The following is an 11,817-nucleotide window of genomic DNA, read 5'->3' on the forward strand; positions in this document are numbered from 1 at the left end:
AGAAGTGCAGCTGGGACGCCGAGCCTGCCGCCTCGGCGGTGATCGATCGACGACCGTCTCGGGCGCAGGTTGGGGAGGGTCATGAGTATTTCGAGCTACCTGGTCTGCCCGTCTCGCAAGTTGATCATCGGGCTTGGTAAGCGGCTCAGAGACGAGAGTGGCGCGGTCAAAGGATTCTCTGTCGGCGGGAAGTTTCTCGCCGAGACCGCCGGTGCCGAGTTGGTCATCAAGTTCAGCGACGACCCGGAGTTCGACGAGATCGCGGGCTACCGCGAGATCGGCGGGGACGAGTATGGCGACATCACGTTCGACGAATGCATGCGCGCAGAGGTCTAGGGTCGGCCCGCCGCGCGAAGTAGAAGTGGCTCCTTAGGTCGTCGCCGAGTTCCCGACCGCCGTCGCCAGTTAACTCGCGGCTGGCGAAGACGGCGTGCATGCATACGTCACCCGTGGCACGCCAATCCCTCAAGCCCTATGGAGTTGATCTTTCCGTGAGTGATGCTCTGATAGAGCCCGAACTGTTGGCCAGCCTGCCGCCCTCGTGGCAGGCGGCGGAATCAGGTCGACGTCACCCCGTGATCAGGGACCTGCCGGCTGATCCTGAGCAGCGGGCGCTGGCACTCTCGGCCCTGGAAGCGTGTCTGGCGTTCCAGGTGAATTCGGCCGCTCGTTATGGCGAGGACCCGACCTGGGGGCTGCCCGAGGCGTTCTTCGACGACGACTGGTTCCTGCTGCAGGTGAGGCTCATGCGGCGGCTGCCGACCCTCGCCGACGTGACGCGCGCGAACGTGCGTGACTGGCTGCAGGAGGGGGACGTGGCGGAGATCCTCGACGTCACGTGGACCGAGCCCTCGGATGAGTTCATCGAGGCGGTAGGGCAGATGTGGGCGACTTTCATCGTCAATGGTCTGACCCTGGATCTGCTCCGTTGGCTTAGTTGGGTCGCACGGGATCATCTGGATGTCGTAGAGCGCGCCAGGGCGCTCGATCTCCTCAAGGCGGCCACGCGGCGCCTGCCGTGGCGTCACACGATCGACACAATTCCGGTGATTCTGAGTCTCGGCGGGTCGGATGAGCGTGACTATTTTGACCAGTTGGCGAATGATCCGGACCTGCACGAGAAGGCGCGTGCCGAGGCGGCAAGCAAGCGGTGGCTCATCGACAGCGAGCGCGCGCGAGCCTAGGCCGTCACTGCTTTGAGGCTACTTCCGCCGAGGCCAGTCGGACGAACCAGCCGCGCGGAAGATGGTCGCTGAGCTGGAAGGGCTGGGCTACCGGCCCAGGTACCTCGTCCGGGGCCTTCAGCGGATCCTCGAGTCCGTCGACCGAGCCGACGGTCAGCGGGGGACGTTCAGACCGTAGCGGCGCACCACCGCGCCGAGCGTCTCGTACGGCGCACCAGGACCACCGTCGAGTCGATACCACCACGCGCGCCGAGCACCCCTCCCGAGGGCGCGGCCCACGACGAGTTCCTGTTCGGACTCGACGGGCCTCTCCTGATGGCCGACCAGAATTCCCCACGGCAGCGCCGGCATGCTCGGCGTGCTGGAGCGCAGCCCACCGGACCGGCCCGGATGCACGGACACGATCATGCTGCGGGCGGTACCGGCCAGTTTCTCGGCGAGCCCTTCGATCGTCGTCGCGTCGACGACCGACAGTGGTGGGCCGGCCAGTCGGAGCTGTTCGCGGACACCGACGTCGACCCGCTCGACCGTCAGAACTCCGAGCGTCGCCGACTCGCGCTCGCCGCCGACGATGGTCAGGCTGGTGGGTGCCGGCGCGCGGGTACGACAGAACGCCGTCAGCTCGTGGCGTGACCACGGCTCGGTGACGGGTTCCGCGACGCCCCAGCCGGCCGGATCGCCGCCGGTGAGGGCGCGGACGGCGGCTTCCGTGCTGGCACCCAGCCGGAGGGCCTCGGTGGCCGGGTGCACGGTGACGATCTGGACTTCCAGGCCGCCCGTCCACGGTTCGTCGGTGGGCAACGGATCGGCGGGCTGCGCGGCGTCTGACCTGGCGAAGCGTTGGCCGTCCCACTGCAACGGCAGCCCGGTCAGCCCGTCGCGGTACTGGTCGCCCGCCCGCACGATCCACTGCCCCTGTGCCTGGGCGAGCATCGTCTCGAACGGGTACGTGATGACGCCGTCAGCCGGCGTGACGACCTGGAGCAGCAGACCGTCGCGTACCGCGTCGACGGCGGCCTGCGCGAGCCACGGCGCAAGGCCGACCACGGCACGGTCCTGGTGCAGGACGACCGCACGATCGGTGATCGTGTCGGTCGTACCGTTCATCGGCTCTCCCATGTCAGCCCTCCCGTGCTCTCGACCAGCGCGGCGGTGAAGCGACGGGCGACCTCCGCCGCCTGCGGGTCCGCGCCCGGCGCCCGGCTCTCCACCCACCAGATCGGCTGGGGTACGTCGTCGGTGGCGGCCAGGCCCAGTAGCCGCTGTGCCTCGCCGGGTACGCGCACCAGACGCGCGGCCTCGACGCTCAGCAGCAGCCGGCCGTCGACAGGGTCGAACAGTTGCACCAGTCCGGCCGCCTCGACGGTGTCCATCTTCAGCTCGGAGCCGGCCGCGAGCAGGGCACCGAGCATCGTTGCGGCATCGGGCTCGGCCCGGCACAACGCCACCGTGTCGAATGTCATCAGTGCTCCTTGGTCTCGCCGGTGTAGGCGGTCTGCACCACGCGGGGGTTGTCGCCGGGACGGATCAGTTGCGCGCGGCCGGTCGGCAGGACCATGGGCCGCACGCCGGAGAACAGTTGGCCCTCCGTCCGGTCGCCCGACATGAGCAGGCTGAGGCAGCCGGCCTCCCGTACGGCCAGCGGGAAGGGTTCGAACAGGCCGCGTGAGGCGCCGGCCACCCGTCGGGCCATCACGACGTGCAGACCGGTGTCGCGCCCGGCCGCCACGTACGGGACCAGTGCGCCGAGCGGCTGCGTGGCCGAGGCGGCGAGGATGTCGTAGTCGTCGATGAGCAGCACGATCCGGGTACGCGCCGCCTCGGGCGACTGCCGTTTCGCCAGTTCGTCGGTGACGGCTCGGGACAGTTGCTGGGCGAGCGCCGGGTTCGTGGCGTACCCACCGCAGTAGGAGTCGGGCACGACCTCGGCGAGGGCGCGGCGGGGGTCGAACACGGCGAAGACCAGTTCCTCGGAGTCGTACTGACTCATCAGCTCCTCGGCGACGAGCCGCAGCAGGTTCGTCTTGCCCGTCCGGGGGTCCCCGAGAACGAGGAGGTGCTGGTCGCGGCCGAAGAGGTCGAGGGCTGCGGGGGAGAAGTCGTGCTCGTAGCGCCCGAGCGGGACCACTCCGTGGCCGGAGGGGGTACCGGCCAGGTCGGCCACCGGGAGCACGGCGGGTAGGACCCGCACAGGCGGCGGTAGCGCGCCGGTCCAGGCTTCCCGCACCGATCGGGCGGCCGCGACCAGACCGGCGTTGGCCGGGTCGGCGACTCCGTCCAGGCGGGGTAGCGCGACCTGCGCGAACAGCTTCTCGCTGGTCAGCGCCCGGCCGGGCTGATCCTTGGGGACGGCGCGAGCCTGCCTGCCGTCGATGCTCGACTCGGCGGGGTCCGTGAGCCGCAGCTCGACCCGGTTGGCGAAGGCGACCTGCTGCGCCGCGCGGACCTCGCTCCACCGTCGGGCCGTGCCGATCACGTGGATGCCGTAACGGCCGCCTCGGGCGAGCAGGGCGTGCACCTTGGTCTCGAGGCTCTCGAACTCCGCGTTGAGCTGGCCGTACCCGTCGATCAGCAACACCACGTCGACGCAGCCGACCTCGGTCCGCACGCTCTCGTCGGCCCCGCGCAGGTCCTCGACCGTGTCGAACTGGTGCCGGTTGAAGATGCGCTGTCGCTGGGCGAGCATCGCGTGTACCTCGTCGACGACACGGCGGACGCGTTCACGGTCCTCGCGGCTGGCGACGCCGCCGACGTGGGGCAGTTCGGTGAGCCCGGACAGACCGTTCCCCAGCAGGTCGATGCCGTAGATCCCGACGTCGGTGGGGCGGTGGGTGGTGGCCAGGCCGAGCGCGAGGGTCCGCAGCGCCGTCGTCTTGCCGCTGCCGGGCCCGCCGAGGATGAGCAGGTTGCCGCCGCTCCCCGCCAGGTTCAACACCCAGGGCCCCTGCCACTGGCGGGCCGGATCGTCGAGACGGCCCAGTGGAACCGGCAGGCCACCGCCGGACGCAACGGCGACTTCCAGACGTACGCCGTCCGGTGTGGTGATCACTCCACCGCCAACCTCGTCGAGGGTGAGCAGGGGCGGCAGGGGCGGAAGCCAGATCGCCGCCACGCTCTGCCCGCTCGCCGCCATCTGGCGTACCACAGTGGACAGCAGAGTCGGCCCGGTGGTACGTCGGGTGGCCCTGGGCTCGTCCGGCACGTCCTCGACGTCGGTCAACGCGGTGCCGAACATCGGCATCGGCTTCGCCAGCGGCCCGACGATCGGGGCGAGTTCGTCATTCGCGCCGTCGTCGAGTGGCCCGGACACGTAGGCGGCCTTGAACCGCTGGTAGATCGACACGTCGACCTTCAGGTAGCCGTTACCGGGCAGCGGCGGCAGGTGGAACGCGTCGACCGTGTCGAGCACCGTGCGCGACTCGATCTCGGTGAGCGTACGCAGGCCGATCCGGTAGGCGAGGTAGTTCTCCAGGCCGCGCATCTTGCCCTGTTCGACGCGCTGGCTGGACAGCAGCAGGTGGACACCGATGGACCGACCGATCCGGCCGATCCGCAGGAACAGGTCGATGAACTCCGACTTGGCGGCGAGCAGTTCACCGAACTCGTCGATGAGCACCAGCAGGTGGGGCAGCGGGGGCAGGTCGGTCTGCTCGCCCTGCGCCGCGCGGAGCATGTGGTACTCGGTGATGTCGGTGACCTTGCCCGCGTCGGCGAGCATCTGCTGGCGGCGCTGCACCTCGCCGTCGAGGCTGGTGTACATCCGTTCCACCAGCGCCGCGTCGGCGGCCAGGTTGGTGATCAGCCCGGCCAGGTGCGGCAACTCGCCGAACGGTGCGAAGGTGGCACCACCCTTGTAGTCCACGAGGACCATCGCCATCCGCTCCGGCGGATGACTCGCCGCCAGGGCGAGCACGAGCGTACGCAGCAGTTCGCTCTTGCCCGAACCGGTCGCTCCGACGCACAGTCCGTGCGGCCCCATGCCGAGCTGCGCGGGCTCCTTGAGGTCGAGCAGCACCGGACGCCCCGCGGGATCGACCCCGATCGGGACGCGGAGGAAGTCCCGCTCGCCGCGGGGCCGCCAGAGGCTGACCAGATCCAGGTCGGCGAGGTCGGACAGGCCCAGCAGTTCCTGGAAGTCGGCCGGTGGTGTGCCGGTGCCGTCGTCGTAGGAATCGGCGGACAACCGCAGTGGGGCGATGCTGCGGGCCAGTCCCTCCACGAGCGGACCCGGTGCCTCGTCGAGGGTGCCGCGTACGGTCACCGCCGGGGACGCGCTCAGGTCTTCCAGGGTGACCGAGTCGCCGTCAACGGTGATCCGGCGGGAGACGTCGCCGGGTTCGTGCAGCCGGTCGGAGAGCAGGTGTACCACGGTGACACCGAGGCTGGCCAGACCGACCGTCGGGTCGGGGCTGGCCAGTACGCGGGCCAGCTCGCCGTGCGCGTCGTCGATGACCAGCAGGCGCGGCCGGGCCTTCGCCTCCGTGCGTCCGACACCGTGGCGGAACGACTTGAGGGCGCTCGTGGTCCGCTCCTCCAGGTCCTCGCGGAGCAGTTCGGCGAGCGTCTGTGCCGTGGTGACCAGCAGCGGCGTCGGGCCGGACGGGCCGATCGAGGTCCGGTCGAGCAGGTGTGGCAGCCACCGGGCCCACCGCCAGTCCCGGGCACGCTCCGGAGTGGTGATGATCGCGAGGGTCACGTCGTCCGGCGCGTGGAACGTGGCGACCTGCACGAGGATCGCCCTGGCGAGGGCGACGGCCTCGGCGTGGTTCGGCGCGATCACGCTGACATCCCCGGCACAGTCGAGGTTCGCCCGCAGTGGTAGCCCCGGTGTCAGCGCGAAGCGGCGCATCAGCGAACGCGCCTCGTGGCGCATGAAGGGATCGAGCGGATTGGTGGGAGTGCTCTGCTCGCGCAGCTCGATCGGCCGTACGGGCAGCGCGCCCATGCCCAGTCGTACGTGCAGGAAGTCGATGTCGGCGCGTCGGCGCTCCCACAGCCGGGCCGGGCTGCGGATCACGTCGAGCAGGCGGTTCACCGGCGGGTCGAGGAGGTTCGCCTCATCGCGGAGACGCTGTTCGGTCTCGCGCAACTGGTCGCGCAGTTCCTCCAGATAATCCTGGTAGCGCTCACGCTGCGCCCGGCGCTGTCGGCCTGCCTTGCCCAACTGGGTGAGGTACATCGCCCCGGCCGCGCCCAGCGCCGCCACCATGACCACAGCGCCCAGCGCCGCGAACCCGGAGCCGCGCAGGAACATCATCATGCTCATGGCCACACCCGCACCGGCCATCGGCAGCAGCGCCTGGATCCCCATCGCGGATTTGCCGTCGGGCAGTTGCGGGGGCGGGTCCAGGACGAGCGGGTCCATGGTGGACATCGGGCGGGCCATCCGGGCGGGGCGATGAACCATGCGCGTCGACATACAGGGGTCCTCCGGTCACATCTGCCGAGCGCGGGTCAGGGCCAACGCGGCGGCGCGGGTCACCTCCACGAGCGTCGCCTCGCCGATCCGCGACGGTGTGATGAGCGCGCCGGCGGCCAGGTGACGGTCGTAGGGCAGGACCACCACCGGCACGCCGGTCTGCCCGATCAGCTCACGTGCCGCACCGTGGATCAACGTCGAGCGGCCGTGCGGGTTGCCCGCGCCCAGTACGACGACCACCCGCTCCAGCCACGTCCCGTACCCGTCGTCGACGATCCGGCGCAGCGCCTGGTAGGTGCCCCGAACCCCGTCGGGTGTCGCGGCCGCGACGAGCACCACCGCGTGCGCGTCGGCCATCACCCCCGCCGGGGTGCGGGCCTCCAGGCCGGGCGGGCAGTCGGTGACGGTGACGGCGAAGAGGCGCGACAGCGCCCGCGTGACAGCGGTGCACAGGTTGGGGTTGGTGGTGCCGCCGGGCAGCACCCACAGACCCGTACCGGTGCGGGGGAGGAGTGGTTCGAGCGCGCGCAGGTCGCTACCCCGCGCCGCGAGCAGGCCGGGTGCGAGCTGCTGTAGGGACGGGTCGCTCGGCACCCCGAGCCGCCAGGTCAGCGAGCCCTCGTACGGGTCGGCGTCCGCGGCGAGCACCGGATCGGCGCGTCGCGCCGCGAACACCGTTGCCAGCAGCGCCGCAACCGTGGACTTCCCCGCGCCGCCCTGGACGGAGGCCACCGCGATGCGCCGGCCGGTGTGTACGGGCGCCTGCACCTCGGCGGCGAGATCGGCGAGTTCCCGGGTCTGCTGCCCGCTGGTGAACATCTGGCTGGCGCTGCGCCACGTACGCCGTAGCGCGGAGTCGCCGGAGGGCGGCCTGCGCGAGATCGGCAGGTCGTCCGGCTCCGCCGTCGAGGGGCCGGTCGGCGGCGCAGTGCGCGGCACCGGTGGAGCGCTCATGCCACCGCCTCCGTCAGAAGGTGTCGAGAAGTCGCGAGTAGAGCCCGAACACCCCGACGGCGACGGGCACCAGTGCCATCACGGTCAGGGCCTCGACGCGGTCGGCGATCTGCCGGCCTCGCGCCAGGACGTGTGGCGGCGGCCGGTACGCCAGGATCGCCAGGGTCACCGCGCAGACACCGAGGGCCGCTACGGCGGTGGCCCACCAGGTGTCGGGCCGCTGGCGTATCCAGCACAGCAGCAGGCCGCCCACGACGGCCAGCGCGCCGGTCACCAGCGCCACCACCTCGGCCGCCAGCGGGAAGGCGCGCATTCGCAGCAGTAGGGCGGCGGCCACCAGAACTGCCAGCGCCAGCCGCCACGGGCCGGGCGTCGACGCCAGGGCGAGCCCGGCGAGTGTTGCCGATGTCGCCGCCGCGATCGCCGCGACGGCCAGGCCTCGATGCGCGGAGTCGACGGCGGCCTGTACCGATACGCGGCTCACCGGCTCGTCGTTGCTGCGTCGGTCGTCGAGACGGGTGAGGCCCGACGCGATCATCGCGAACCGGGGTAGCAGCCCCAGCACGCCCACCGACACGATCGCCATCACCGCCGCGGCCCGCTCGGCGGACATGCCGAGCAGTAGGGCGATGCTCCAGCCCGCGACCAGGACCACTGCCGTCCCGCCTCCGAGGACGCCGGCACGCCCATTGCCCGTCGCCGTGCCCACGGCCAGGACCGTGCAGCCGATCACCACGGCCCACAGAGCCCAGCGGGCGGTGCGGTCGTCGGTCCAGCCGGGCACGGCGGTCATCACCATCGCGGCACCGCTGAGCAGCACCGCCACCCCGACGGTCCGTCGCCCGAGCATCGAGACGAGGAGGCCGGACAGGGCGACCACGCCGCCGACGAGGCCGATCACCGCGGGGCCGAGCCGTGGGCCGGAGAGCAGTGCCGCCATCGTGGCGGCCACCACGCAGGCGGTGGTGGCGGTCCACGTTCGCGGGACGTCGCCCCACCGGCCGTGTCGACGGGTGAGGTCGTCGCCGACCTCGTCGGAGACGTCGTGGACGATCGCCGCCGGCGGCGCCTCGGAGATCGGGTCGACCCGTAACAGCGAGCCGTCGGGGACGGCCGCCTGTCGCAGGCTGCCGGCCGGGTCGAGCACCGTACCGTCGAGGGTGCTGATCTGGTAGCCGCGCGAATCGTCCGTCGGCGGGTGGCCGACGAGGACGACGACCTCGGGCAGCAGCAGGCCGAGCGGCTCGTCGGCGGGCAGCACGAGGTCGATGCGGCGGTGCGGCCCGGCGAGGGTCACCCGACTGAGGTGACCGGCGGATGCGAGGGTCTGCGGGCCGGTCATCGCTGGCCCGTCGGCTGGACCGCTGGCGGGTTGCGTGCCTTCTGCTGCTCGGCGACCACGTTCTGCAGGAAGGACCAGCCCACGCACACCGCGCAGGCCACCGCCGACAACACGAGACCGGTGCGCAGCCACCGGAAACCGTCGCCGGTGGCGCGGACCCGGCGCTGCCTGCCCCACAGCAGCAGCTCACGCATGCGGGCGCGGCGAACCGCGACCGACTCGATGAGCTGAGTGTCGAATTCCCGAGCCACGGCTAGATTCTATCCACGATCGCTAATCCGGTCGGGGGCGGCGATCACGCGCCGCCGGGTGCGCCCGCCACGCCGGTACGTCGATGGCGATCGTCGCCTGGAAGCGGGCACCTGCCCCGCTGCCTACGGTTGGTTGGTCGTGGCGAGGGCGGCGGCCACGCGGGGCGCCTCGCGCCGGCCCTGGTCCCGTCCGGCGGCCACGAGGGCGGGGACGACGGACCGGTCCATCACGCTCGTGCCCTGCGCCCGCTTGGACGCGGTGTCGCGGAGCAGCAGCTCGACCCGGCGACCCGTGCCCAGGGTGGCCCGCTGTTTCTCGACGCGGGCCCACGGCCCGATGGCGGCGGTGCTCGGCACGAGGGCGATCACCGGGCCGTTCCCGGGTGCGAGGTCCAAGTTGAGGGCCGACCGCATGCCGCCGTCCATGTACCGACGCCCGTCGACCGTCACCGGAGCCGCGGACAGCGGCATGGCGCAGCTCGCGGCGACGGCGTCCACGAGGGGCACGCCGTCGTGCCGCGTGAAGACGCGGAGGGTGCCCGACTCGACGTCGACGGCGGTGACGCGGAGATCGGCGTCCTTCCAGGTGTGGTCCGGCAGTCGGGCCTCGGCGATCCGGCGCTGCCGCGACGGGTCGTCGATGTGCACCGAGAGGGCGAGTCGGCCGAGGCGGCGGGCGGCCTGCTCGGGGCTGCGGGCGAACATCTGTGCCCGGGCGAGCCGCAGGAGGCTGAGCAGGCCCAGCGCGGGTGCGGTCTCGTGGGGCACGCCCTGTCGCTGGCGCTCGTACAGCTCGGGCAGGGGTGTTCCGCTGGCGATCTGGGCGCCCACCACGGCGCCGGCGCTCGTGCCGAGGAGCACCGCGTCCGCGTCCACGGTCAGCCCCTCGTCGGCGAGACCGGCGAGGACACCGACCTCCCAGGCGATGCCGACGACCCCGCCACCACCGAGAACCCAGACCGGCCGCGTCTCGTCCGTCATCGCTTCCCCAATCCCCGTTCCGTTATTGCTAACGGTGTTCGCAGTTTCAAGGTAGCAGGGGCCGCGGAGGGCTGCCAACGGGTGTGTCGGCTCAGGGCTTCCGCCGGCCGAAGGTGATCCCGCCGAGCTTGCTCTCGGGCGAGGTCACGGTCATCTCGGCCTCGACCGCGAACCCGTTGTCGGACCGTCGCCCGCGACGCGCACGAGGTCGGCGAACAACGCCAGCGCCGCCCGCTCGTAGGGCGCGGTCGCCAGGAAGTCGCGGACGAGGTCCGCGTAACTGACCGCTACCGTGTCGTACGACGTGCGCGTGTCTGCCAGCCAGTCGTCAGCGTCCACCAGGGAAGGTTAGACGCTCCACAGTGAGCGGATCTGTCGGTGGTGCGACGTACGGTCCGCGCGTGACTGTGACCACCGATGCCACCGGGACGTTGCCGACCTCCGCCGACGAGGCCCGACTGTGGGCGCTCATCGAGTCCGCCTGGGCGGAGCTGGGCGCGGAGCCGCAGGCGCTGCGGCGAGCCCTGGTCGAGCGCGATCCGGCCGACGATGACGACGAGCCCGACGACGATGAGCGGTCCTCGGCGATCGACCGGTGGCTGTCCCCCTTCCTGGACCGCCTCACGCACCTTTCCGCCGGACTGTCCAGGCAGGAGTTGACCGACCTCGACCGGGTGGTGGAGCGCAAGCTGCACGACATCGACCGCGACGACATCCACGAGGTGACCGACGGCTCGGACGACGGCTTCCTCTATTGCCGGGGCTTCATCGTCGCTCTCGGCCGTGACTACTACGAGGCGGTCCGGGCCACGCCCGCCCTCGCCGTGTTCGACGCCGAGTGCGAGAGCATGTGCTACTTCTTCGCCCACCTGCACAACGACCGGTTCGGGTCGTGGCCGGAGACCGGCTCCGGCATCTCCCGTGAGTCGTTCGGCAATCCGGCCGGCTGGTCGAGCTGACCGCCTAGACGTAGATCTTCTTGGCGTACTCCGGGCCGTAGTGGCTCTCCAGCTCCTCCAGGCTCTCGACGGGCGCCTCGACCTCCTTGATCAGGCGGGCGCGGGACGGCAGGACGTCAGGCTGCCAGGTCTCGGGCTGCCACAGCGCGGACCGCAGGAACGCCTTCGCGCAGTGGTAGAAGATCTGCTCGATCTCCACCACGACGGCCAGCACCGGCCGGTGGCCCTTGACCACCATGTCGTCGAACCAGGGCGCGTCGCGGACCAGGCGGGCCCGTCCGTTGATGCGCAGCGTGTCGGTGCGGCCCGGGATCAGGAAGAGCAGCCCGACATGCGGGTTGTCCAGGATGTTCTGGTAGCCGTCCGCGCGCTTGTTTCCCGGCCGCTCCGGCAGCGCGATGGTCGTGTCGTCGAGCACCAGCGCGAACCCGGCCGGGTCGCCCTTGGGCGAGACGTCGCAACTGCCGTCCGCGCCGGCCGTGGCCAGCAGGCAGAACGGCGCGGCGGCGAGCCACTGCCGGTCCCGCTCGTGCAGGCGGGGGCGGTCCTTGTTGGCGGCCCGGGAGTGCGGTGTCCCGAGCAGCTCGCGCAGTTCCTCGTGCGTGGTGATCTCCACCGTCACGTGATCCTCCCTGAGCCGTTGACCAGGGTGGCGGGCGCGCCACCATCGCCAGCCTAGGCCCGCGTGGCCATCGAGGTTTGCCCCCCGACCGCCGGGGGTACGGCC

At 71.4% G+C, this 11,817-nt stretch carries 12 protein-coding genes; 3 read left to right on the plus strand and 9 right to left on the minus strand.

The genetic code is table 11. The features are described 5' to 3' along the window. The first annotated feature begins 81 nt into the window (after positions 1 to 81). Both ABZV06_RS03500 and ABZV06_RS03505 read left to right on the plus strand, forming a co-directional pair. Positions 82 to 336, plus strand: a complete 255-nt coding sequence (locus ABZV06_RS03500; RefSeq protein WP_355618275.1) for a hypothetical protein — start codon at positions 82 to 84, stop codon at positions 334 to 336. A 155-nt stretch (positions 337 to 491) separates the two neighbouring features. Beyond that, positions 492 to 1,184, plus strand: a complete 693-nt coding sequence (locus ABZV06_RS03505; RefSeq protein ID WP_355618278.1) for a hypothetical protein — start codon at positions 492 to 494, stop codon at positions 1,182 to 1,184. A gap of 153 nt (positions 1,185 to 1,337) precedes the next feature. Here the strand turns inward: ABZV06_RS03505 and ABZV06_RS03510 are convergent, their stop codons facing one another. From ABZV06_RS03510 to ABZV06_RS03545, 8 genes are all read right to left on the minus strand, one after another. Next, the gene (locus ABZV06_RS03510) at positions 1,338 to 2,291 is read right to left on the minus strand and encodes a DUF6177 family protein (protein ID WP_355618281.1); all 954 of its coding nucleotides are present in this window, start codon (positions 2,289 to 2,291) and stop codon (positions 1,338 to 1,340) included. Continuing rightward, positions 2,288 to 2,647, minus strand: a complete 360-nt coding sequence (locus tag ABZV06_RS03515) for a hypothetical protein (RefSeq protein ID WP_355618283.1) — start codon at positions 2,645 to 2,647, stop codon at positions 2,288 to 2,290. The genes ABZV06_RS03510 and ABZV06_RS03515 overlap by 4 nt, the downstream gene beginning before the upstream one ends. After that, positions 2,647 to 6,603, minus strand: a complete 3,957-nt coding sequence (eccCa, locus tag ABZV06_RS03520; protein ID WP_355618286.1) for a type VII secretion protein EccCa — start codon at positions 6,601 to 6,603, stop codon at positions 2,647 to 2,649. The genes ABZV06_RS03515 and eccCa overlap by 1 nt, the downstream gene beginning before the upstream one ends. A gap of 15 nt (positions 6,604 to 6,618) precedes the next feature. Continuing rightward, a complete protein-coding gene (locus ABZV06_RS03525; RefSeq protein ID WP_355235426.1) occupies positions 6,619 to 7,557 on the minus strand; it encodes a hypothetical protein in 939 nt (312 codons plus the stop codon). Between the two features lie 13 nt (positions 7,558 to 7,570). After that, positions 7,571 to 8,899, minus strand: coding sequence for a type VII secretion integral membrane protein EccD (eccD, locus tag ABZV06_RS03530; protein ID WP_355235424.1), 1,329 nt, complete (start codon positions 8,897 to 8,899; stop codon positions 7,571 to 7,573). Then, positions 8,896 to 9,150 carry a hypothetical protein gene (locus tag ABZV06_RS03535; RefSeq protein ID WP_355235421.1) on the minus strand — a complete coding sequence of 85 codons (255 nt, stop codon included), beginning with the start codon at positions 9,148 to 9,150 and terminating at the stop codon, positions 8,896 to 8,898. Before ABZV06_RS03535 ends, eccD begins: the two co-directional genes overlap by 4 nt. Before the next feature lie 123 nt (positions 9,151 to 9,273). Beyond that, the gene (locus ABZV06_RS03540; protein WP_355235420.1) at positions 9,274 to 10,131 is read right to left on the minus strand and encodes a patatin-like phospholipase family protein; all 858 of its coding nucleotides are present in this window, start codon (positions 10,129 to 10,131) and stop codon (positions 9,274 to 9,276) included. A gap of 150 nt (positions 10,132 to 10,281) precedes the next feature. Then, the gene (locus ABZV06_RS03545; RefSeq protein ID WP_355618289.1) at positions 10,282 to 10,470 is read right to left on the minus strand and encodes a hypothetical protein; all 189 of its coding nucleotides are present in this window, start codon (positions 10,468 to 10,470) and stop codon (positions 10,282 to 10,284) included. A 62-nt stretch (positions 10,471 to 10,532) separates the two neighbouring features. Here ABZV06_RS03545 and ABZV06_RS03550 point away from each other — a divergent pair, with 62 nt between their 5' ends. Beyond that, complete coding sequence (locus ABZV06_RS03550) at positions 10,533 to 11,090, plus strand: DUF4240 domain-containing protein (protein ID WP_355618292.1); 558 nt, start codon at positions 10,533 to 10,535, stop codon at positions 11,088 to 11,090. Positions 11,091 to 11,094: 4 nt separating this feature from the next. Here ABZV06_RS03550 and ABZV06_RS03555 read toward each other — a convergent pair whose 3' ends face one another. Continuing rightward, positions 11,095 to 11,712 (minus strand): pyridoxamine 5'-phosphate oxidase family protein, encoded by a 618-nt coding sequence (locus tag ABZV06_RS03555; protein ID WP_355235413.1) that lies wholly within the window; start codon positions 11,710 to 11,712, stop codon positions 11,095 to 11,097. Positions 11,713 to 11,817: the final 105 nt, after the last annotated feature.

Origin of the sequence: Micromonospora sp. NPDC005172, assembly GCF_040608555.1 — a bacterium.
Lineage (GTDB): Bacteria > Actinomycetota > Actinomycetes > Mycobacteriales > Micromonosporaceae > Micromonospora.